This window comes from Pedobacter sp. NO84 (assembly GCF_059703915.1).
The window spans coordinates 142,081-164,964 of sequence record NZ_AP046575.1; the positions used below are offsets into that span (position 1 = coordinate 142,081).

General features: G+C 36.2%; 23 protein-coding genes. 6 read left to right on the top strand and 17 right to left on the bottom strand.

Annotated features, from left to right (window positions below; all coding sequences use genetic code 11):
• Positions 1-110 precede the first annotated feature (110 nt).
• Entirely contained in the window at positions 111-1,004 is an 894-nt protein-coding gene (locus tag AC6H0V_RS00680) for a nucleotidyl transferase AbiEii/AbiGii toxin family protein (protein ID WP_497561776.1), read from the top strand.
• Here the strand turns inward: AC6H0V_RS00680 and AC6H0V_RS00685 are convergent.
• The gene (locus AC6H0V_RS00685; protein WP_497561777.1) at positions 1,001-1,900 is read right to left on the bottom strand and encodes a type IV toxin-antitoxin system AbiEi family antitoxin domain-containing protein; all 900 of its coding nucleotides are present in this window, start codon (positions 1,898-1,900) and stop codon (positions 1,001-1,003) included. The genes AC6H0V_RS00680 and AC6H0V_RS00685 overlap by 4 nt on opposite strands.
• A gap of 713 nt (positions 1,901-2,613) precedes the next feature.
• Between AC6H0V_RS00685 and AC6H0V_RS00690 the strand changes: the two genes are divergently transcribed.
• On the top strand, positions 2,614-3,618 hold the full coding sequence (locus AC6H0V_RS00690) for a glycosyltransferase family protein (RefSeq protein WP_497561778.1): 1,005 nt from the start codon (positions 2,614-2,616) through the stop codon (positions 3,616-3,618).
• A gap of 5 nt (positions 3,619-3,623) precedes the next feature.
• On the opposite strand, the gene AC6H0V_RS00695 is transcribed toward AC6H0V_RS00690, so the two are convergent.
• The 6 genes from AC6H0V_RS00695 to AC6H0V_RS00720 are packed head-to-tail and all read right to left on the bottom strand — an operon-like array spanning position 3,624 to position 8,156.
• Entirely contained in the window at positions 3,624-4,328 is a 705-nt protein-coding gene (locus tag AC6H0V_RS00695; protein ID WP_497561779.1) for a hypothetical protein, read from the bottom strand.
• The gene (locus AC6H0V_RS00700) at positions 4,325-5,167 is read right to left on the bottom strand and encodes a creatininase family protein (RefSeq protein WP_497561780.1); all 843 of its coding nucleotides are present in this window, start codon (positions 5,165-5,167) and stop codon (positions 4,325-4,327) included. The genes AC6H0V_RS00695 and AC6H0V_RS00700 overlap by 4 nt, the downstream gene beginning before the upstream one ends.
• 22 nt (positions 5,168-5,189) lie before the next feature.
• Complete coding sequence (locus AC6H0V_RS00705) at positions 5,190-5,885, bottom strand: acylneuraminate cytidylyltransferase family protein (protein ID WP_497561781.1); 696 nt, start codon at positions 5,883-5,885, stop codon at positions 5,190-5,192.
• On the bottom strand, positions 5,882-6,658 hold the full coding sequence (gene kdsA, locus AC6H0V_RS00710; RefSeq protein WP_497561782.1) for a 3-deoxy-8-phosphooctulonate synthase: 777 nt from the start codon (positions 6,656-6,658) through the stop codon (positions 5,882-5,884). Before kdsA ends, AC6H0V_RS00705 begins: the two co-directional genes overlap by 4 nt.
• Complete coding sequence (locus AC6H0V_RS00715) at positions 6,655-7,593, bottom strand: beta/alpha barrel domain-containing protein (RefSeq protein WP_497561783.1); 939 nt, start codon at positions 7,591-7,593, stop codon at positions 6,655-6,657. The genes kdsA and AC6H0V_RS00715 overlap by 4 nt, the downstream gene beginning before the upstream one ends.
• Positions 7,590-8,156 carry a glycosyltransferase family 29 protein gene (locus AC6H0V_RS00720; RefSeq protein ID WP_497561784.1) on the bottom strand — a complete coding sequence of 189 codons (567 nt, stop codon included), beginning with the start codon at positions 8,154-8,156 and terminating at the stop codon, positions 7,590-7,592. The genes AC6H0V_RS00715 and AC6H0V_RS00720 overlap by 4 nt, the downstream gene beginning before the upstream one ends.
• 91 nt (positions 8,157-8,247) lie before the next feature.
• Between AC6H0V_RS00720 and AC6H0V_RS00725 the strand changes: the two genes are divergently transcribed.
• The 3 genes from AC6H0V_RS00725 to AC6H0V_RS00735 all read left to right on the top strand — a co-directional run bounded on the left by AC6H0V_RS00725 (position 8,248) and on the right by AC6H0V_RS00735 (position 12,326).
• Positions 8,248-9,030 carry a glycosyltransferase gene (locus AC6H0V_RS00725; RefSeq protein ID WP_497561785.1) on the top strand — a complete coding sequence of 261 codons (783 nt, stop codon included), beginning with the start codon at positions 8,248-8,250 and terminating at the stop codon, positions 9,028-9,030.
• A gap of 569 nt (positions 9,031-9,599) precedes the next feature.
• The gene (locus AC6H0V_RS00730) at positions 9,600-11,102 is read left to right on the top strand and encodes a DUF4403 family protein (RefSeq protein WP_497561786.1); all 1,503 of its coding nucleotides are present in this window, start codon (positions 9,600-9,602) and stop codon (positions 11,100-11,102) included.
• Positions 11,103-11,726: 624 nt separating this feature from the next.
• The gene (locus tag AC6H0V_RS00735; RefSeq protein ID WP_497561787.1) at positions 11,727-12,326 is read left to right on the top strand and encodes an HD domain-containing protein; all 600 of its coding nucleotides are present in this window, start codon (positions 11,727-11,729) and stop codon (positions 12,324-12,326) included.
• On the opposite strand, the gene AC6H0V_RS00740 is transcribed toward AC6H0V_RS00735, so the two are convergent.
• The 10 genes from AC6H0V_RS00740 to AC6H0V_RS00785 all read right to left on the bottom strand — a co-directional run bounded on the left by AC6H0V_RS00740 (position 12,323) and on the right by AC6H0V_RS00785 (position 21,461).
• Positions 12,323-13,081 carry a phosphatase PAP2 family protein gene (locus AC6H0V_RS00740; RefSeq protein WP_497561788.1) on the bottom strand — a complete coding sequence of 253 codons (759 nt, stop codon included), beginning with the start codon at positions 13,079-13,081 and terminating at the stop codon, positions 12,323-12,325. The genes AC6H0V_RS00735 and AC6H0V_RS00740 overlap by 4 nt on opposite strands.
• A gap of 51 nt (positions 13,082-13,132) precedes the next feature.
• Positions 13,133-14,383, bottom strand: a complete 1,251-nt coding sequence (locus AC6H0V_RS00745) for a sensor histidine kinase (RefSeq protein ID WP_497561789.1) — start codon at positions 14,381-14,383, stop codon at positions 13,133-13,135.
• Positions 14,380-15,057 carry a response regulator transcription factor gene (locus AC6H0V_RS00750; protein ID WP_497561790.1) on the bottom strand — a complete coding sequence of 226 codons (678 nt, stop codon included), beginning with the start codon at positions 15,055-15,057 and terminating at the stop codon, positions 14,380-14,382. Before AC6H0V_RS00750 ends, AC6H0V_RS00745 begins: the two co-directional genes overlap by 4 nt.
• Positions 15,058-15,097: 40 nt before the next feature.
• Positions 15,098-16,288, bottom strand: coding sequence for a DUF3570 domain-containing protein (locus AC6H0V_RS00755; RefSeq protein ID WP_497561791.1), 1,191 nt, complete (start codon positions 16,286-16,288; stop codon positions 15,098-15,100).
• Positions 16,289-16,302: 14 nt separating this feature from the next.
• Positions 16,303-16,536 carry a DUF4266 domain-containing protein gene (locus AC6H0V_RS00760; protein WP_497561792.1) on the bottom strand — a complete coding sequence of 78 codons (234 nt, stop codon included), beginning with the start codon at positions 16,534-16,536 and terminating at the stop codon, positions 16,303-16,305.
• Positions 16,533-17,429, bottom strand: coding sequence for an FAD:protein FMN transferase (locus tag AC6H0V_RS00765; protein ID WP_497561793.1), 897 nt, complete (start codon positions 17,427-17,429; stop codon positions 16,533-16,535). Before AC6H0V_RS00765 ends, AC6H0V_RS00760 begins: the two co-directional genes overlap by 4 nt.
• Before the next feature lie 40 nt (positions 17,430-17,469).
• Positions 17,470-17,907 carry a thioredoxin family protein gene (locus AC6H0V_RS00770; RefSeq protein ID WP_497561794.1) on the bottom strand — a complete coding sequence of 146 codons (438 nt, stop codon included), beginning with the start codon at positions 17,905-17,907 and terminating at the stop codon, positions 17,470-17,472.
• Positions 17,908-17,956: 49 nt separating this feature from the next.
• Positions 17,957-18,664 carry a VIT1/CCC1 transporter family protein gene (locus AC6H0V_RS00775; protein WP_497561795.1) on the bottom strand — a complete coding sequence of 236 codons (708 nt, stop codon included), beginning with the start codon at positions 18,662-18,664 and terminating at the stop codon, positions 17,957-17,959.
• Positions 18,657-19,301: a cytochrome b/b6 domain-containing protein gene (locus AC6H0V_RS00780; protein WP_497561796.1), complete on the bottom strand. Its 645-nt coding sequence runs from the start codon at positions 19,299-19,301 to the stop codon at positions 18,657-18,659. Before AC6H0V_RS00780 ends, AC6H0V_RS00775 begins: the two co-directional genes overlap by 8 nt.
• 240 nt (positions 19,302-19,541) lie before the next feature.
• Positions 19,542-21,461: an LTA synthase family protein gene (locus tag AC6H0V_RS00785; protein WP_497561797.1), complete on the bottom strand. Its 1,920-nt coding sequence runs from the start codon at positions 21,459-21,461 to the stop codon at positions 19,542-19,544.
• Between the two features lie 364 nt (positions 21,462-21,825).
• Here AC6H0V_RS00785 and AC6H0V_RS00790 point away from each other — a divergent pair, with 364 nt between their 5' ends.
• Positions 21,826-22,689: a nucleotidyltransferase domain-containing protein gene (locus AC6H0V_RS00790; protein ID WP_497561798.1), complete on the top strand. Its 864-nt coding sequence runs from the start codon at positions 21,826-21,828 to the stop codon at positions 22,687-22,689.
• Positions 22,690-22,884: the final 195 nt, after the last annotated feature.

Here is a 22,884-nt window from a genome sequence, read left to right on the forward strand (position 1 = left end):
ACTCTCGGCTGATTTTTTGAAATATATCTTGAAGAAAGAGCTAATAGATTCTTTGTGCGAACATAATCCTATCTTTACAGGTGAAGCCTTAATGACTCTTCCGAATTTATATGGCGAATAAACTTGATCTAGACCTTATTAACAAAATAAAGAAAATTGTAATCACATCGCTGGTTTCAGATGATGATTTGTATGAATTATTGATCCTCAAAGGGGGCAATGCTATTAGCCTAGGTTATGGTCTAGAAGACCGTGCATCTTACGATTTAGATTATTCGTTGGAAGAGGATTTTCCCGATAGGGATCAAGTTGCGTCTAGAATAGAAGAGCTATTAGTTGAAGGTTTTGCTTTAAATGGTTATATATGCTTTGATTACGAATTTATAGACAGGCCTAAAACACAGACTCAGAACTTTGGGTTCTGGGGTGGCTATAATATTCTTTTCAAGCTTGTGGAAGAGAAAAAATTTAAAGAGATTAATGGGGATTTGAGTTTGGCCAGATCAAAGTTTGCATTGCCTTTAAGTCAGGGTGGCTCTCCTAAGTTTAGCATCGATATCAGTAAGTTTGAATATTTAGGAGGCCATGTTGTAACTAGGGAAATCGACCACATCCAATATCAGTTGTATGCTCCCGAGCTGATTGTTGCCGAAAAAATCAGGGCACTTTGTCAGAAATTGCCCGAGTATACCACCGATATTTTACAGCAAAGTAAGCCTGAAAAGGATCGTGCTAGGGCCCGTGATTTTTATGATATTTATATACTTACGCAATACGCACCGTTTGATGCATCATCATCATCTTTTAAGGAAGTGTTAGGGAATGTTTTTGACGCCAAAAAAGTTCCCCATACTTACCTGAAAAAAATAAGGACGATGAAAGATATCCATAGACTGGATTTTGAGGGACTGATTGATACACTTAAGGACGAAGATGTTAAAAAGAATGGATTTGATTTTTACTTCGATTACGTTTTAGACCTGTTCGAAAATGTATTGGATTAGCGAAGTCCTTTTGGATAATAAATATTCCAGTCTTCTGAAAACTCCATTTCCTGCATATTGTATCCAAGGTAAAATTTATATTCTCCGATAAGTTCCCTGAATTTTTCTAATTGTTGCTCTTTAAATGCGCCTGATTTTTCCATATAGAAACCTATTGCTTGGTGATAAGGATAAATAAAGTCCATTCTTTTGAGATAGCTTAATAGTTTGTTGACAGATATTTTACCGTTTTCTCCTGCATTTTGGTAAGCTTTGAGGACTTCAAATATTCCTCCGGAATAGGAAGGTCTAACTGTCATGTCAATTAGAGTTCTCTCAATATCTGTTACACGCAAGTTTCTAGCTGAACCTATAGATTTTACACCCAGGTTGCCAGTTGACTTGCCTCTAAGTAATACGATTTTAATACCTTCCCAATCTGCTATTGCCTCTGACGTTCGTTGTGGCTTTTTAAAAGCTTTGTCAATATTTTCTTGTATTAACCCACGTCTAGCTATTTCCGGCACAATTTCGTGCTTAGCTGATTGCTCGACTGTCACATATATAGTCTTTGGTATTTGTTCAGTAAGACCATTCATACTTGAGGCTGTAAAATGAGATAGGTAGGCTTTATTAAATGATGCAGATGCAATCTCTTCAGGTGTGGCATTTCCATACATGAACAGCCTCCTAGATTCAACACTTGCAAAGTTCAGTTCGATTTCTCGAAAATCAGTTTTCTCAATAAGTTGCATTAAGAATTTATCGGTTGTCATCGATTGGGGTAATCGCCATGACTGCTTTCCATCTTCAAATATCCCCTCAATTTCTGAATAGGTGAATATGTTTTTCTTGCTATCGGTAAATTGCTTAACGATGCTTTTTAAGGAAGTCGTAAATCGTGAAATACCAGCCATTTTATGTCTTTTACAAAAAGTATATATACTTTTTGTATTTCAAAGTTAATGATTTAAAATGACATTGTCAAGTGGAGATTAAAGATAATAGGTATTTATTTTGTTTAAAGATAGTAAGGTATATATACCTTACTATCAAAGTTACAACATTTTTTTGAAAAATTAGGGGGTACCCTGTGAAATTTTAAAAAAAATATAAAGACGGAAATTAAGACTGATGTATGGTAATTAATTAAGGAGTGAATATCTAGAAACCCTTCAATTAGAAATCCTGTTGTAAGTTACGTAGGAGGAGATTGTACATTTAGTGTCAACTACCAAAAGTATATATACTTTTGGTATTACAAAGATAATGATTTAAAATGACAATGTCAAGTTAGCTAGCGATAAGAATGGAAACTATTTGGAGTTTGTTGAGTATATTGCTTACTATGATAACAAAGTATATATACTTTGTTATCTGCAATATACATAGAATATTTAAGATTTTGTATATTATATATATAATATGACTAATGGATGTAAATGCTTTTTTGCCATTCGGAAACTCGTTCTCGAAAGTAATATTGAAGTTACTACAATAAGGTTTAAGAACGCATGTTTATTGGGCTATGGACTTTATGAATGGGGTGGATTCTTTTCATAACTATGATTTTTCGTTATTTTTATTTTAGTATTAGAATATAAGTGTGATTTCTTTAATAGCTCATCAAATGAATAACATTAATTCCTGTGCAATTCTCGTTAGAATAATGCTAGATGAACGGCCTTATCTCAATGAATTTTTAGATCATTACTTTAAATTAAAATTTGATCATATATACTTTATCGCCACTCAGGGAATTTCACTTGATTATCTGAGATGCATTGCTGCTGAATTTCATGAAAGAATAACAATTATTCACTATTCTAATTTGATTAATGACTGGCAAGATTTGTCACTTAATTATGCAAGAAGTTTCATATCCGAGGATTGGGTCTTAAATATTGACATGGACGAATATCTAGTTTTGAAGGACTGTGATATAAAAAAGGTAATTAAAAATAATTTAGGATATAATAAATTTAAGTTTAGTTGGATAATTTGTTTATCTACCAGTTACTCTGAATCTTCAGTGTATGAAATAAGCAAGGGTGAAAAGTTCATCTCGAAAACATTTAAGACAATGTCTTCAGTTAAAGAAATAGAAGTTCTAGGGATTCATGATTCTTTAATTAGTGGGGCAGAAGAAACTTTAGTTTTTGAATACGACTATGCATTTATCTATCACTTTGCTTCAAGGGGATTTTACGATCTAATAAATAGAATAATAGGACGTAACTATGAAAATAGAAAAAGCGGCCCAAGTGAGGAGCTAGCCCTTAAAAAATTTCTCAATGAAAAGTTTATCCTTCCTAAGCATTTTCCTTTTAGGTTTAATCTTTATAGAATTCAATTAACCTTTCCTGTCATTTATTTAGGGGAAAATTTATTAGTTCCACCTACTTACTGCATCGACAATTTACTGCTAGAACTAATTTTTGTTGAAAATTTAAAAAAAATAAATATCTACCTAACTTTGGAACAAGCTAAAACCTTAGATCTACTTTTTGAAAGGGAATACAACTTAAAGCAAAAAATATTTCTTAGAACCCCAGCAAATCATTATCCTAAAATGCATCTTGATGAGGGAAGAAGCTATATATATATAACAAATGAATATATTAAATCATTATAGGTATATTAAAATTTTTTAGCTATTTCTTGATTTTGGTCTGCTAACAGGGAATGAAAGATTTTGTTCGACTTTGTCTCTTTCTGCCAGCAAATAAAATCTCCCTTTCCTCTAACATACCCCGAGTTTTTTATCCAATTTCTACCTAAATCTTTCAGAATTACTCTATCATTTGGAAAAACCAAATTCTTATAATTACTATTTAATAAACTTCTTTGAATTGTTGCTTCAGGATTTACATCACTTAATATTATAGTGAGACAGTCTTTATAAAAGTCTCTTTTTATTAATCCTGGAGAAAGACAAAATGGATATCGATTCCAAGACCATCCCCTTAACAATAGTTGTTTTGCTTCGGAAGCAACTAGTGTTCTATATAAATCTTCAACATTAATAATCTCTAGTAATTCCCAATCATCTTCCAGATTAAATATTATATCTTCATTTGCGTTTTGCCAACACCATTTTAGTGCAGTAGAGAAATTTGGCGTATTTGGTAAATTTGATATTACAGTTCCAAAAAAATCACTTGCTAATTTTATACAAACTAATCTTTCTTTATTTGCATTAGAATCAATAAAAGGATCTATGTTAATATACAATGTAGACTTACCAAAATCACAATTATATAGGTTATTTTTGAAAGACTGTAAAGTTTTCCTTAATATGCCTGGTCGAGGCATTGCAGTCATTGTGAAATGGAGGCCAATCATTTTTTTAACTCAGTATGAGAATCTGTGGAAAACGACTTTGGATTTTTGCTTAATTCAAAGAATTCGGACTGAAGCAAAGAAGTTTTACTGTCCTCTTTAACAGCCCTTATAGAATTTACTAAAGATCTTACTTTTGCGTCTAAGATATTATTTCCTTTAGCTTCGGTGGCATATTCTGCTTGGCCACAATAATGAGTCGGATGATCTCCATACCACCAAATCCCTGTATATAACCCAGCGTCACTAATCTCTTTTAATCTTTTCTTCGGAATTCCCTCATTTGTTAGCCCATTAATCAGATCTTTTTTTGCTAATTCTGGTCTTATAGATAAAATAATACTTGTTTCATTTTCTCCGCCATGTCCATCAACTTGTGAATCCCATTGTTTCTTGATATTCTCCTTATCTTGATCGTCTAATTTAGGTTTAGCAAGATATACCACGAAGTCCTTTTGATCAGCTAGCTGACACTGGCAAAAAAACTGTAAAAAACTATTATTACCGCCGTGAGCATTTAATAATATTATTTTTTTTAAGCCATTCCTAGCTATTTCATGGCAAACTGCATTAAGCATGTCAAAAAATAGATTATGGCTTACAGCTATCGTTCCAAGACAATGCTTAGCTTCGAAAATTTGAGTTAAGTAGATATCTGGAAATACAATAACAGGTTCTATGAGTGCAGCTCGATTGCATAGCTCCCTTGCAATAAAAATATCTGTTCCTAAAGGCAAATGATCTCCATGACGCTCCAAACAACCTAATGGTATAATACATACGCCATCAGCTTTGATTGTGGCTTGTAGGAATTCTGTACTAGTTAATTCTTCCCATTTCATATATCCGTAATAAATTTAAATCTCACAAATCAAATTTAAGTCGAAACTTTATCTGTTGTTCAGCCAAAAATAAGTCAAAACAAGAGTCAATATCTATTGACCTGTCTCTTGGCATAATATAGCCCTTGACATTTCCTTGATAAAAATTTTCTCTGTTTTTAAATGAAGATGTCCACATTCCATACAAAGCTCCATTGGGCCTGTATGCAATTCTTTGATCTTGAGATCTAGAATTTCCACTTGATAGAGGGAAAGATTGTAAATATCCTGAAATTAAATCATTATTATTCCTAAGTAGACCAAGATCGGGAGGAAATTCATATTCTGTAATGCTAATTATCCCATCTATTTCTTTAGTAAGCAGATTTTGGCAACATATCACGTCATTTTCACTTTTAAGTGGACAAGTTGGTAAGGACAGCCAAATTTGATCAAAATTTAAATGTTCATTTTCATTAAAATGAAATCTTACTGTATCAATTACCTTAGAAGTGTCTGTTGCAAGATTTTTTGGTCTTTTATAGGGCTGCACTTTCTCATTGATGGTGATTATATTTAATATTTCTTCACTATCTGAACTTACAATTACCTTATCAAAAAATGGGGATACAGTATCAATTGTATGTTGAATTAACGGCCTCCCATCCAAAAGCTTTATATTTTTATTTGGAAATCTTTTTGACCCGCCTCTAGCAGGAATAATAACTAATCTTTTCATTCATGTGAAAATATATCCTTTACTTTATCAAATCTTATTAATGCTTTTTCAAAATCATCGAATTTTATTTGACATCCCGAGTCAGAAATTGCTTTTGAAGGCTGTAAATGAATTTCGGCAAATACCCCTGAATAACCAAAAATAGATGATGAAACTAAATAATTTGCGGCAAGACCGCTGTCTCCTGATGTGTGGCCATCTGCATCTTGATATTGTGTAGAATGCGTGCAATCTAACAAAACTTTGTCAAACCCCTGTTTTAAAAGTTTAACGGAACTAAAATCAACCAAAAGTTTGTCGTACCCAAATTGACTTCCCCTTTCACATATCCACGCTTTTGTATCCTGGTTTGTAGATTTAATTTTATCTAAAGACTTTAAAATATTAGTAGGGCTAACCCATTGACCTTTTTTGATATTAACTATAGGAAAAATCCTTGAAGCCTCGACAATTAAATCGGTTTGACGACAAAGGAATGCTGGTATTTGAATACAATCAATATATTGCTGTAATTTCTCAAGTTGATGACATTCATGTACATCTGTGGTGAGTTTAATATGCGGGAATTCTTGTTTGAAGTCTTTAAAAATCTCGATGCTATTGGTCAAGCCTAACCCTCTATTACCATGTATCGAAGAACGATTTGCTTTATCAAATGATGCCTTGTAATACCAATCCCTACCATCCATAACAACATCTAATTTTTTCCCCAATTCAAAGTATAGTTCCCTGCTTTCTAAGGAACATGGGCCTAGTATCCAAACCTCTTTCATAGAATACCTTTTTTAGTTAATATATTGATAGTTTCTTTTACCCTGTTTAAAGTATTTATTATAGTAAGTTGTTCGCTTTTTGTAGGGGCTTCCATTGGGAATTTTTGAAATGGCGGAAATATTTTTTCATTTATCAACGCAAATCGTAAGGACGCATGCCAACCAATCCTCATAAAACAATCAAATAATGGTACTTCTAGCTCTTTCAAAATTATTTCTGCTTCTAAATATTTATTTTTTATTAAATAGTTATAAAAAGCAACTTCAACTTCTGGGAAAATACTCCCAATTCCAGTTAAAAAAGATTGTGCTCCCGCTAATTTCAATAACCAAAACCTACGCATACTTCCTCCTGCGACAATAATCTCAAACTCGGTATCTTTTGATAAGTTAGCACAGAATTTAAATCCCTCTTCATAAGTAGTATGCTCTTCTTTCATCCCGATTAAATTTTTACACTCTAATCTTACATCATTGATAAGTACAGAATCGAAATTTATAAACCCAGTATTGCCTCCCGATTTCATAGGCAAACCGTGAAAATGAAAATTTCCCGCAATTGAAGAAGACGCCCATTTAAAAAATTTTTTTATGCTGATTGTTGGTGTAACCTTATCCGAATATTGAATCATTATTTCTGCATTTGGAGCCATATTATTTAACTTACTAAGCATACTTCCAAGTTCAAATTGATTAAGGAATGGTACTCCAAGGATGACTCTGTTTGAGAAATTTTTATAAACGAAATGGTTTAGCTCAATAATTTCACTTGAACTTAACAGACTAAACGACGAAGTTCCTGATGTAGTTAAAACATTGCTTACTCCACAATTAAATAGATATTCTAAATATTTCTCCAAAAAAAAATAATCTATTTTTCCATTTTTTTTAAATGGAACTGGTATCGGAAATATCGGGCCATGATCTTGTCTCATCTAACTACATAAATAAGTTTCCTCTTAACTAGACTATTAATATAATCTTTTTCCAGTGAGGCACTATGATGGCTATTACTCCGGTCGTGATGTTCATAATAATGAAAAGGTTCTGAAGCCCAGGAATCAATGCCCACAATATGTACATTATATTTTTTGGATATGGCGTGTACTATGGCCAACAAGCCACTAGAAGGCCATAAATTTGAATCAATATCATCAAAAAGTTCCATTTGCAATTTTTCAGCAATAGAGAAATTAGGAATTAACTCAATCTTGCAACAAGTTCCCAACATTCTAATAGAGTTTTTTAATTTACCATAAGTCCTATCTCTTAAAGGAACATTTAACCAGATGGTTTTAAAAGAATTTAAATCCGTATGATTAGGTATAGCATGCCACTTCGACCAAATAGTCGTTTTCATTCCTACATTTTGCTCATAGCCTAAAGTTTTAAAATTATTAAATCGAAGAATATTAGGAAATAAATCTATTCTGTTTCCTAGTTCTGCTTTCAATAAAGAAGGGCCATTTCCTACTATAATAAGATCATTTTTATTCATAGGTTTTGAATAGAAATCATATATAGTTTTAAATTTATATAAAAAAAACCATCAATTTAATAAACTTTACTATAAAAGAAATTTGTACCATATGGAAAAAGTGCTGGGTGTCATTATCACTTATAGAAATAGGATTAAAAATTTAGAAATGTTATCAAAGTGCATTATTGCAGAGGCAGCCTCCTCTAGAATATCGTTTTATCTTATAAATTTAGGAGATAAAAATCCATTGATAAGCGAATTATGTGAAAAGGCAGAAATAAAACACGTATTTATCAATTACGAATCAACATTTAACTTAGGATATGCATTTAATCTAGGATTCGACCATTGTAAAGAAAAATATATAATGAAACTAGATGTGGATTGTGTATTCTATAGGGGCTTTTTTAAGATATTATTGAACGAACTCCCATTTCTTAAAAGTCAGGACTTTCTACTTATCAGTGTGTTTTATGCCACAGATGCCTTTTCAAAAAAGCATCTTAATTCAGCCCCAATTTCTAAGAGGATTTATAAAAAGCTCGAATATGAAATGAATTCTTTAGCTAAATATCCAACTGGAACTATGTTTGTCTTGGAAAGGCATCTCTATAGTCAGATTGGGGGTCATGACACTAAGTTTACTGGGCATGGCTATGAAGATTTTTGGCTAATTATTAAATTATTAAAGTTTAAATATCCTAATCTTAGTTTTTTTAATTTTAATTTAATTAAGGCTCGGAGGATATGTGGTATTCTTAACCAAAAAACAAATAGAAAACAATTAATATTAATTCATCGATATCACGACAGAAACTTCTTAGATACATATTATCAATATAAAGAAGTAAATGAAAAATTGCTATTTGAAAATTTTATTAGTTTAACTTAAAGCCATATCTAATGATAAGTTTATGGGAAATGGTTTAGACTCAAGGAGCCTATACTATGAGTTAGGTTTGAAGAGAAATATCATTTGCTTAGTAATAGTGGAAATTTTTAGAGTAAATTAAAAATATTTATTGATATCTTTACTTGGTTGATTATCAATTGGTAATATGAAATTCTACCTACCGCTTCTCACTCTGCTCTGCTTTTCCAGTCTGGTATTCAGCCAAGACTGTCCCCCTGCTCCTAGGGGTTGGTCAATAAAAATCTGTATTCCACAGACAAAAGCTCAGAGCCTGAAAATCAAATATCGAATTGGAGGATGTGATGGTTGTAAAGTTTTCGAAGTTGTTTGGAATCAAGGTGATCCTACTGAGTTCCAATTGCCGATCGAAATCCGATATGCAAGGGAAATATGGCTTCGAGCCCAAACGTTGCAGCGCGATATTGAAATACAAATCTGTTTGTTATTTAACGGCGAGAGCGTGCGATATATTAAATCGAAAAGGAATCCGGAAACCCATGACTCCATGTATACCGACCGTCGAAGGTGTGAATGTAATTAATTCTCAAATGAAAATAAATCTATTTATTTTTTGCTTAGCGCTGATTTGTTGCACTGATTGTGTTGCTCAACTTCGGGCACAAGCGCCTACCGAAACTGAAGAAACTATATTTCCTGTCACAGAAAAGAGACTTTCTAGAATTTGCGTCCCTATACGTTTCCCGATTCCTTATCTTCAAACATTTGAGAAAAATATTTGTGAATACTATGGCGGACATTATGATGATAGTAATATTAAACTTGATTTTCCAATCCCTTTAGTTTATACAGTTGACGTTGATTATAAGATATGGAGAGATGCACAATTTGATGAATTCAGATTGAGTGGTGATACTTTTTCAATGCAAGAGAAATTATACTATAGTGCAGATGGCTTCGCATCTGTTAATGTTATTCCATTATCAGGCCAATGCGGTTGGGATGATGAGGCTGCTCGAGAAGTAATTATTGGATTTGATTCAAAAATAAGTTTTTCAGAAAACTATTCACTTTTTACGAAGACTAAAAGACGTCCTGTGATTACCCCAAATCGTTGTTTGGTAACAATTGCCAATCGTGATGTTACGTCTAACCTTGTTAATCTTATTGAAAGTTTCATGGATTTTGGAGCTAACAAAGTGGACGAAATTGTGCCTAACTTGACGAACTTCAAGATTCCTACCGAGAAACTTTGGACAGATCTGCAAAAGCCCGTTAAGGTTGGAGAAGGAAGTTGGCTCACTCTTGGCTTAAAAAAACTTTCAGGAGGACAGATAGTAGTTAGCGATGGCAGCCCTCAGATTGTTGCAACTACGATTGGCTTTGAGTTTGAGCCTGAAATCCGTCAAGGTGGGATGCCTACACCAACCAATATTCCTTTTCCTAAGCTTTCGTTAGAAAACTGTAGTCCAATATTTGAGGTTAATCCCGAATTCAGTTTTTCACTGAGGGATTTAGATGTAAGGTTAAACAAAGAGTTATCAAATGGAGCGATTAATTATACTTACGGAAGAAGAAAGCTCATATTAAATTCCCTTGAATCCTATAGTAGTGGGCAGGAGCTTATATTACAGGTGAATGCGAAGCTTCGACCGGTTCGCTCGAAAACAATTCGCTTTAAAGTATTCCGTGAGCTGGTTTATTGGGCAGAAAAATTATTCTATCGTAAAAATGGTAGTCTTTATTTTAGGGGAACTTTAGGAATGGATTCTACAACCACTATTTTTAGTATTAAAAATCTATCCTTCGATAAAGAAACCAAATATCAGATAGATCGCAAATCGCCTTGGATAGCAAACACCGATATACTACAGACTCTTAGTGCTAAATCTACCTATAGTATTGATGACAAAGTAGAAAGTTTTGCCAAAGCGCTTAATGATGGTTTTAATAGGCAAGTTGATAAAATACAGCTCAAAGTAACAGACATTAAAAACAAGTTAAATGCGATTTTTATTTATCATGATAAGATTTATATTCGACTTAATCTTGCGTGTGGTATGAATGCGATTTACATGGTTGAAAAAATTTGAAAGTTATTGAAGTTTTTTTACATAAAATTATGAGTTAGCCAAATAATAGTTGTAGATAATAATATAATCGACACGTTATAGATATAAAATGTGGCTTAGAATTAGTTTTAGTACTGTTTTTTGATTATCTTTAGTTTGAATAATTAATAAAAAACTCTGCCAAAACTCTGCCAAATTACTCAAAATGACAAATAAAAAACAGCTTTTAAGTTATCAAAAACAGCGTTTGGAGCACGCAATTGATGCGGTCTCTACTCCGATATTCTCCACAAAATCCTGTTCTTGATCAGAGCGGGATTTTTTGTTTAAACTGGCCACGGATTGTGTAAGATTCTTAGCAGCAGTAAAGAGGTGATCGGTTCGTCCCGATAGCTATCGGGACCGATATTCTCCACAAAATCCTGTTCTTGATCAGAGCGGGATTTTTTGTTTAAACTGGTCGCGGATTGTGTAAGATTCTTAGCAGCAGTAAAGAGGTGATCGGTTCGTCCCGATAGCTATCGGGACCGATATTCTCCTAAAATCCTGTTCTTAATCAGAGCAGGTTTTTTATTCAAAACACCAACCAAGGAAATAGTGCGCTTCAAATTGTCTTCAGAATCGACTTGTAATATAGCGACAATTATGGATTCAAATCAATTGATCAGCGATGTAGCCTATTATGTTAGACGCTTATTTAACGAAGAAGTAAAATCAAGTCTTTATTTTCATAATCTTTCACATACTGAAAATGTAGTGACCGCGGCAGAAGAAATAGGAATGTGGTGCGATTTAGACAAAAACGACATGAATATTGTAAAAATCGCCGGCTGGTTCCATGATACAGGCTATGCCAAGATATATAATGGACATGAGGCCATCAGTGCGCAAAATGCCTTTCAATACTTAAAGGGAATGCGAATTAATAAAGCCACTACAACCAATATAACTAACTGCATATTAGCTACGCAAATTCCACAACGACCAAATAGCAGTCTGGAAGAAATCGTCTGTGATGCAGATTTTTACCATCTTTCAAGACCTGATTATTTTGTTTTCGCAAAAGCGCTACGCTTGGAGTGGGAAACTGAGCTAAAACTTCTTTATAGTGACGAGGAATGGGACATGCTTAATCTAGAGATGTTAAGTTCGCACCAGTATTTTACGCCCTACGGACAAACGATACTCCAGCAAAGAAAAGAACAACATATCATGGCAATCAAAAAGCGTTACAATTTGGACTAGTCGCTAAAGTGGTAAGCTAAGTGTATACCAAATGTGCCGGTATTATAGCTTGGAGTAATAGAAATATTAGCGGAATGTTGGCCTAACATGCCTTTTAAATAGGGGTAAAGCAAGTAGGTAAGTTTCGTAGAAAGCATACCCACACCTGCACCAGCTACAATATCGCTTACCCAATGCTTATTGTTGTACAGGCGCAATATACCGGTGGATGCAGCTACTGCATAACCCGCGTAACCAATCCATGGAGAACGCCCCTTGAACTCCTGATGCAAAAATTCTGCGGCTGCGAAAGCAGTAGCCGTATGGCCCGAGGGGAAGGAAGTATAACTTGAACCATCTGGCCTTTGACGGCCAATACCTTTTTTAAGGTTAGAAACCACTGCATCAGTTATACCCGCAGTAATCAATATCATGGCGGTTTGATCCAACACCTTATTTTTTGATTTTAGGCCCACCAAGTCGAGCCCGTATAGCGCAACTACAGGTAAAAACTTACTATAGTCGTCTATTTGCGATGCGAAAGTAGGATGATCCTCACTAAGTTCAGACTTCGTGCTCAGGTCTAATTCTCTAACTACATTGTTCCCTAAAGAGACGGCGCCGTAGGTAATGAATATCGCGGGTACGAGATAAGAATGAATTTTTTTAGGATTAGAAAAACTATAGTCTACGTTAGTTTTCATGCTGCTGGTATCGAGCACCTGCGCATGTAAATGACAGGAAATAGAAACTAAAACAATAAACCAGTATTTCATCACTACATATTTAAACGCAATGTAGTACAGAAAACTGAAGAAATCTTGAAGTTAGAACGTAATCTTAAAGTTGTGCAGCCCTTTTTGATAGTGATAGCTAACGGTAAATTTTTGAACCGCTGCGATCTGTTTAACAATGGCCAGCCCAAGACCCATACCGTCAGAAGAAGGGGCTTTATAAAACCGTTCAAAAGCATGAATAGGATCGAGCGCTTCCTGGTTACCGGTATTGCTTACTATCAAACTGTCGTTGCTTAACGAGATACTGATCTTGCCACTATGGTAATTATGCCGTATGGCATTGCCAATAAGGTTGTCGATCAGCGTTTCAGCTAAAAACCTGCTCATGACCACCATTTTGCTTTGCAACTGCTGTTCGAGCACAATTTGTTTGTTCTGTATTAGTTCATGAAAATAAGTAATCCTTTCCTCGATCAATTTTTTCAAATCTACTTCTTGTTGATCTCTCAACAAGTTGTTGTCTATTTTTACCAACAACAATAAAGATTGGTTTAATTTGGTGAGTTTTGCTGTTGCCTTATAAAGATCTTGAATGTTCTTGCTCTGTTCTTCACCAAGTTCGTTAGACTGTAACATAATTTCGAGCTTGGAATTGATTACTGCTATAGGTGTCATCATTTCATGGGACGCATTTTCGGTAAAAAGCTTAATCTCCCGATACTCGGATCTGATTCGCTGGGAAATTTCAAGTAATGCATTGTTAAGCTCACGAAATTCTAAGATCGGGGTATCAACTTGACGAAAATTTCCTTCTTGATTCAAGTTAAAAGATTTTAAATTCACCAAAAGCTCCCTAAATGGTTTCCATAGCCTAGCCATCAAGAATCTGTTTATCAATAAAAGCACCACAAACAAAGCCAGTACGGGCAATAAGATGCTTATGAAAACGCCTTTAATCTGCTCCTTATGGGCAATTTTCGACACGATAACGGTTACCCTAAAGGGCTGGCCGTTTAATAAGATGTCTTCCTTTAAATATCTTGCCGACTCTCTAGCCCTTTTCTTCGGGTTGAAGAAAATGGTATCAGAAAAAGTTTTTTTCTGGCTAAGCCGTGCGACGGGCTGATAATCAACCACCAGATCCTTAAAAACCTCGTGGGCGTTATTTCCTTTTAAAACATGGGCATTGTCTTTAACTTCAAGTTGTTCTTCGATAAGGTAACGGTCTACCTGTTGGTTAAGGTATTGGCCCATGGTAAGATAGAACAGGTAACCGATTAGGCATAGCCCCACAACGACGGTGATGGCCAATACCTGGTTGTATCTGGTAAAAAGCTTCATTGATCAGCAAATTTATAGCCAACACCATAAACAGAATGGAAATAGTCCTTTGCTCCGCCGTCTACCAGTTTTTTCCGGATGTTCTTGATATGTGTGTATATAAAATCAAAACTATCGGCCATGTCGGCATGGTCGCCCCAGATATGTTCTACTGCAGCAGATTTTGAAATCACTTTTGATTTATTGGACACAAAGTAAAGAAGCAGATCGAACTCTTTTCTGGTAAGGTTGATAAGATTGTTGCCAACCTTCACTTCTTTTGCTGGAATGTCGATGCTCAGTTCATTAAACACCAATCTATCGCTTCCATTGAAGGTTCTGCGCCTGATGATGGCCATTATCCTGGCACTGAGTTCTGAAAGATGGAAGGGCTTGATAAGGTAATCATCGGCGCCTAAACTTAGGCCTTCAATACGCTGATCAACAGCATTCCTCGCGGTAATAATAATTACGCCATCAGCGCGCCCAGTTTTTTTAAGCTCTTTCAATAATTGCAATCCATCGCCATCCGGCAAAGTAAGATCGAGCAGAATACAGTCATACGCGTAAATCGCAATTTTTTGCGACGCGGTAATAAAGCTGGCTGCAAAGTCGCACACATTGCCCTCAGCGGTCATGTAGTCGATAATGTTCGACCTTAAGATTTCTTCATCTTCTATAACCAGTATTTTCATGGATTTTGTACTGCAATTTAGCAAACTGAGCGGTGATTGTTTATTTATATTTAATGTTCAACGAAATGATATTGGAGCTCATGTTAATGTTTTTTGTATAATGTCCATATCTCAGTTCTAACATGCTGAAATGTTGAAGTCCAAACACTCCTTTTGGAGGCGCAAAACGGATGCCCCCTCCATAGAAATTACTGTTAAACTTAGAAAGATCGTAATTGCTGTTATAATATTGGTCCGCTCCGGTACGCACCTGGTAGGGAGCAAAGTATTTGGCTGCAGTTTGGGTGTAGTATCTATAAAATGGACTGAAAGATAGAAATGACGTTAATTTGATCGGCACCTCAATATCTGCCGTATGCGAAATAAGCCCCCAATTGTCGGTATAAAAACGATAGTAGGTCTTCACAATGAGGAAATCTCCCGCAAAATAATTGGCCCTAAAACCCAAGGGAATTTTAAATCTGCTAGTTGGCAAATTTTCCTGATGCACAGAATTGTCTTTAAAATAGACCCGATGAAATGGTAAGCTGAGGTAACCGCTTTGCTGCACCACATCGGCCAATAGCATGAGCTGTAAACGCTCGTTTACGATCTGCGAGTAGGAAATCGAGCCAGCAAATGTATTTCTTGCCGCTGAACCTTCATGCTCACGGCCTGTTAAGTTCGTTCTCAGTTCTACGGGCTGGATGAGCGATACCCGATCTAGATAAGTTTGAAATTTCGCAGTAAATTCACCACTCCTATCTTTGGTTTTTGCAGATAAACTAATATTTCCCCCAAAAGATTGATAATCGAATTCTGTCGATGAGGAAAGACCTAGTGCTAAGGTGGTTCCTTTTTTTTCGTTTTCCACGCTCCAGCTCAGCGATGGGTAAATTCTGGTGTCGGCATGCGAGGCAGAAGAATTGGCCTGGAGATCGATCATGTCTGATGAAGCTGAGGTATAATGGTCTATGCCAACTTCTAAGCCAAAGCTATGCTTGCGAGATCTAGAATCAGATTTTATCATCTTAATATCAAAAACATTAGCCATATCAGTTAATTTCTGGGTGCCAATTCCACCTGTTACCGCAGCATTATTCCCATCTTGGGTATAATAACTGGATACTAGATTGATTTCATCCAATTTTAGTTTCCTGCTCTTAAAACCTGTCGTATCTTTAGGGGATGTTTGTGCAAAAGAATGGAGGATGGCAAAAACAGCCGCCGCGGTGAGGAATATTTTTTTCATGTTTTTTCCACTAGTTAATTACAACCACAACCACCGCCACTTTTGCCGGAATTTGCTCCAGAAGCGCCTTCGCGATAAGCTTGGAAACTGAGCTCGGTCTTTTCGATCTTTCTATTGCCCAGTATCATTTCTGCATCATTCAATCTGTTCTTCTGGTATTCTTTAACCGTAGTACAAGCCTGCATTGAGGCAGAGGCACTTGCCAGTCCTATGGCGAAGATCAGCGACTGTTTTTTTTTATTTGTCATTTTTTAAGGTTGATATTTTTACTGGTATAAATCTTATTTTGGTCATCTATGATGATACAGCCTAGATAGTTGATCTGATTGATCATCTTCAGGCCAGCTGAAATGCCCATAATAGTTACTGGGGTGGCCATGGCGTCGGCTATTTCAGCATTCGGACTAATAATGGTTACGCTTTTGATCCCTGTAACAGGGAGGCCTGTTTTCGGGTTAATGGTATGGGAATATTTTTTGCCTTCAATCTCTACAAACTTTTCATAATTTCCAGAGGTGGCTACAGCCATGTCTGTAACGTTCAGGTAAGAAAAAAGGCTATGTTTATGATCGGGATCAACAATGCCGATTGTCCACGGAGAGCCGTTAGGTTGACAGCCCCAAGTGGCCAAATCTCCAGATGCATTGATAATTCCTGCAGCTACGCCTTCTGCTTTTAATAGCGATTTTGCCATTTCAGCTGCATATCCTTTACCAATTCCTCCAAATCCAATCCGCATGCCTTTTTCCATCAGCATCACAGTACATTTTTTATCATCTAATAGGATGTTCTGATAGTTGATGAGCCTCACCATCGACTTCGCCGTTTCTCCATCGGGCAAAGTGGTCATGTTGCTGTCGAAGTTCCAAAGTTTTTTGTCTACCGATCCATAACTAAGATCGAAGGCGCCATCGGTAATTGCTGAAATGCGCATAGATCTTTCTATCAAGCGATATACCTCGATGTCTACCTTTACAGGAGCACTGCCAGCGTGCTTATTGATCTGATTTGTTTGGCTGTTTTCGTCGAAGGTGGTCAGCAGTTTTTCGATTCTTTTGATCTCATTAGTGGCTAAATCTAGTTTCTCCTTTGCCCATTGTTCATTGGCCGCCACCACGGTAAGCTCAAATGTGTTACCCATTAAGCGCTGGGACCGTTTAAATATTTGAAGCGCTTGTATTTTACCTGTTTGCATCACATATCTTTTTGATCTCGTCTGTAAAGGCTTCTGCCGATTGATCTGGAAGACCTTCATAAGTTTTGAGCACTTTTCCGTTTGCATCAAGTAGTACTGTGAAAGGAAATTTTCCCTGCGGGTTATACTTGTCGGCCAATAGTTCATTCTGCTTCTTGATAGTTGCAGTGGGCAATTTTTTCTTATTTCTTGGAAAATCGGCATTAACCAAGATCAGGTTAGCGTTCGCCATTTTTAGGAAGCCCTGATCCGAGAGAATCTCATTGTGCATCCTGATACATGGTCCGCACCAGTCTGATCCAGAAAAGTTCAGCAAAATTAGCTTATGCTGAACAGCAGCTGTCTTTTTAGCTACCTCATAATTGGATTCCCAAGGTATCGTAGATGAAATCGCAACAAGTGTGATGAATAGTAAGTGTTTCATAGTTGATAGATTAATTAGGTAGTTATTTTCTCATACGTACGATCAAATTTTAGGCAACTAGTTTAGCGATACCAAATGCCGCGGCTGCCGCGACCAATCCAATCATGGTTACTTTTAGCGCACCCATTAACGGTGGTTGGCCAGTCACCTTGCTTTTAAAATACCCGAAAACCCACAGGCAAAGCGTGGTAAAAATGGCGGAAACGATAAGTCCATTTGCTGGTGTATTTGTAAAGAAATAAGCTGAGAGTGGGAGCAGGCCCCCAATAAAATAGGCTATCCCTATGGTTAGGGCCGAATTTCTTGCCCTATTCGGATTCGGCTGCTCGAGGCCAAGTTCAAATTTCATCATGAACTGCACCCATTTTGTTTTATCCAGTGCCAGTTCTTTGGCCAATAAATCTTGTCCATGGGGGCTGATACCATAATCTGCAAAAATATCCTTTACTTCCTGCATTTCCCTCTCAGGTACCCGCTCTACCTCGTCGTATTCCCTTTTTAGTTCGCTTTGGTAGTGCTCCAGTTCTGTTCTGCCAGCTAGATAGCCGCCCAGACCCATCGCAATACAACCTGCTACGATTTCTGCTATGCCAGCAGTTATGATAATAGAATTGTCGGCAACTGCTCCGCTAAGACCAGCGGCCAAGGCAAATGGAACAGTTAAGCCATCGCTCATCCCAATTACCACATCGGTAATGAAATCTGAGCTTTTTAAATGAGCTTCTTTGTGTGCAGCTAAATGAACTGCTTTAATCATTTATATTTCCTCCATTAATCATGTCTGAAACAACTCCTTTCTTATCTTTTCTTTCGGCAAAAAACACGCCCCCTATGTGAAGAACGATAAAGCCCAAAACAAGGTACATGCAAAAGCCATGAATTTCTTTTAACGTGTGGCTGAAAGATTTTGTTATGCCGATTTCATTGTCGAATGCTATCGACAGGCCGGTAATTACCATAATTAAAAGTACTGCATAGAAGAGAAGATAAAGCAACTTGATGCCCAGTTCGTGGCGTGCAGCTTTTACTCTTTTTGTGAAATAGAGGTTTAAATTGTATTTCAGTGTTTTTGCAAAACTGTTTTCTCGTTTCCCAAATAGCTCAAAAAGCAGCCTATAAACAAATAATGCAGCAAGCGCATAACCAAAATAAATATGAAAATCCCACACCTTATCTTCTAGTGCGTGTGCTACCGCTTTGGCCTGGTCTTGTGTAACAGTTGCTTTAGCATGATCAAGTTCTGCCTTGATAGATGAAGTGTTTTCACGGACATCAAAAATTGTTGCATTGAGCATAACGGTGATAAGCGATCCACAAATCATTAACGCGCTAAGCCAATGCCATAACCTAATATGGGGAGAATATTTTTTAACCACCGATTTGTTCGCTTCCATAGACAACGCTCCGGAAAAAGTTCCTTTAGGTTACTAAATTATACTTCAATTCTGAAGACATTTTGAAGTTCGCCGTCCCGCGATAGCCAAAAATGACAAATAAAACCCCTTTTTAGACTATCAAAAATAACGTTTTGAACACCCAATTGAAGAGATATCCACTCCGATATTTTTTGTTTAAACCGTTCAGGATTATATCCTTATCTATGGTGACGGAATGGGTCTTCGTCTCAACTAGTCCTAAAACCCATACCCACCACTCGAATATAGATAAGAAGCTAATTGATAGTTAGCAATCGCTTCATTTGTTAGCCAGTCTTCGGATGGAACTGGTTTCGAAGCCCCTGTTTTGAAATTAGGTGTAAACATGCTCAATTTCTTGTTTGGATCTAGAATAACCAGTTTATTATTCTTGATGTAACCCAAACTTTGGTAGGTGCTAATAAATGCTCTTTGCTGTTCATCTTTCATTTTAAACACATCCTGGCCAAAAAATTTACTTTGATAGCTGAAATTGAGCAATCCAAGTATTGATGGACCGATATCAATCTGCGCAACAAGTTTTTCAAATTTTCCAGGCTTGATATATTCTGGAGCATACATAATCATCGGGATATGGTATTTGTCTATCGGTAGTTCAACTTTTCCAGCACTTGATGCACAATGATCTGCAACGATTACAAAAAGTGTATTCTTAAACCAAGGCTTAAGCTTTGCTTCCCTAATAAATCTGCCAATAGCATAATCTGTATATTTTACTGCGCCTTCTCTTCCGGTATGGGATGGGATATCAATCCTTCCCTCTGGATAAGTGTAAGGGCGGTGGTTAGAAACGGTCATGATCTGTGCAAAGAATGGCTTTTTGTTGATATAATCTTTATCTAATTCCCTTAATGAAAGGGTAAAAAGATCTTCATCTGCTACACCCCAAGTATTTTCATAATGGATTTCCTTTTCGCTTAATGCATTTCGGTCGGTTACCTCATAACCATTCTGTGAAAAAAATTCGTTCATATTGTCGAAATAGCCATACCCTCCATAAATAAACCTGCTATTGTAGCCTTTTGATCGGAATACACTACCTAATGTAAACAGGTTTTTATTGTCCTGACGTTTAACAATTGATTGCCCAGGTGTTGGTGGAATACAAAGTGATAATGCCTCTAGACCACGTACTGTTCTTGTTCCAGAGGCATACAGATTAGTAAATAAAAGTCCCCCCTTAGCTAGCGAGTCCAGATTTGGTGTAATGCCTTGCTCATTGCCATAACTGCCCAAAAATTCTGCACTCAAACTTTCTACACTGATCATGATAACGTTCATCCGTTTTTCTGATGAATCAGCTGTAATATTTCTCATAGTATTCTGATCTTTTTCGCTACTTGGAACAAATCCAAGATTTTTCCTAATGATAGCTAATGCACTATCAATTGGAATAGTCTTATAGAATGTATTATAATCCAATTGGTTGTGCCAGAACGCAAAGCCAAAATCGTACATCCCGTTGCCAGAAAGTTCGTTTACATATTGGTTTCGGCTGTTGCTTTTCCAATCATGGCTAACCAAAAAATAGGTAGCAATCGGAGCGATTAAAAAAAGCAACAGAAACTTGGAGCGCTTGCTAAACCGCATTGGAACAAGTGTAGATTCCCATATTTTCTTCCTCAACAAATACGTTATCAGCGCCGACACAACAACTAGAATCGTTATAAGGGTGTTAACGGGATAAGATTGTCTGATATTTCCAATCACTTCGGTGGTGTAGACTAAATAATCAACCGCAATGAAGTTATAGCGTACAGAAAATTCTTCCCAAAAAATCCATTCTGAAATCGCATTAAATAGGAGCGTGACTATCACAACGAAAAAATAGATAATCAACACTATCTTATTTAATTTTTTATCGTACCATCTGGATGGAAAAAGCCACAAGTAGAGAATAAGTGGAATAATTGCGTAGGATGCTGCGGCCAGATCATATAATAATCCAATAAAAAATACTTTAAGGAGATTGATCAGACTCCATTCGAACAATGCCGAAGAATAAACTAAAAGCGTAATCCTGGTAAGTAGTGAAGCGGCGCAAAGCAACAACACCGAAAGAAGAACAGGCCCGAACCTGTACTGGAAAAATGTGTTTGTTTTTTTTAATACGTTCATTAGTAATGACATTCATTTTGGCCGATAGGCCAAAGCTACCTCTCAATTCTGAAGAGAATCTGAATTTTTAAATGCTTCGACATTGCTACAGATTCTAGGCATAACCCTGTCTACGAACTGGATATTATGGGCATGGAGAATCGTATATCCTACACGATATAGGTAAAAAACATGGTTTTGAGTTGGTTTGGATGATGTTTTTGATGATCTTTATTTCAAAATAATCGCTATAATTTCTGGCTCAAAGAGTAAAAACTCATTCAAGCCACTTTTATGATCAATGCCATTTAAAGATTTTACTTGATTTTTGGCATCTTCACCAAAGAAAAAGGAGGTTTACCTTAAATCGTTATAACAATAGGAAATGACCGACATCAATAATCTTCCCTCACCAGCCAATGAGATCGTTGCCTACTTTCTGAACGAAATCTCTAATGTCGAACCAAAATTTGTGGAAGGTATTTATTTAACAGGCTCTCTAGCTATGAAGGACTTTAATCCTGATAAGAGCGATATCGACTTTTTGGTATTGTGCAATGAGTTTCCTTCGAAAGAAATTGAACTTCAGCTTAAAAATATACACCGCTCTATTCAGCAGCGGTTTGGCAAGCCTGAGTTGAACGGTCAATACTTTCCGATAGAGAAAATAGAAGTGGATCAACCTGAGCATATCCAAGTGCTCTCATTGCTGGAGGGCACTTTACGAAAGGTAGCTTTTGCAATGGGGCCAATAAGCCTGACGGAATTAAAATCTCATGCTCTAACACTATCCGGACCGGAAGGGGCAACTTTAAAAATAAATGTAAGCCCTCAAAGGGTAAATGAATTTCTCTATAAAAACATCAACTCCTATTGGACTAAATGGATAAAGCAACATGCTTCCTTTTTTAATCGAAAAATACTATTGTTGCTTTTTCCGCGGCTTACCGAATGGACGATCTTGGGCATAGCACGCCAACTTTGTACGCTCCAAACTGGGAAAATCGTTTCAAAAACGGTTGCTGGTGAATATTGCTTGTCACAATTGCCCGCTAAATTCCATCCTATTATTAGGGAGGCAATCCACATTAGAAAAGACCATAGGACCTACCCATTCCTAGGATCTTACATCATAAAACCATCGTTCAGCCGACTAAACGAAACGATAAAATGTGGAAATTTCATGATTCATGTATTCAACGAATCTTATAAGCAGCTCTGTTCAAATCTATTGAAAGAAAACCCATGATGTGCTGGGATTTACATATCATCACTATAAAGAATTAGTGAAATAATTGCTATGTAACGATGTATCACTTCAGCCTACGGCTTATACAATAAGCTAGGCCTTGATGGAAATGTTTAATGGCAATAGGAGATCTTAAATTAAAATTAATTAATTTCTTGTCAGAGTTTTTTGCTATTTTAGGTTATCTAACTATAT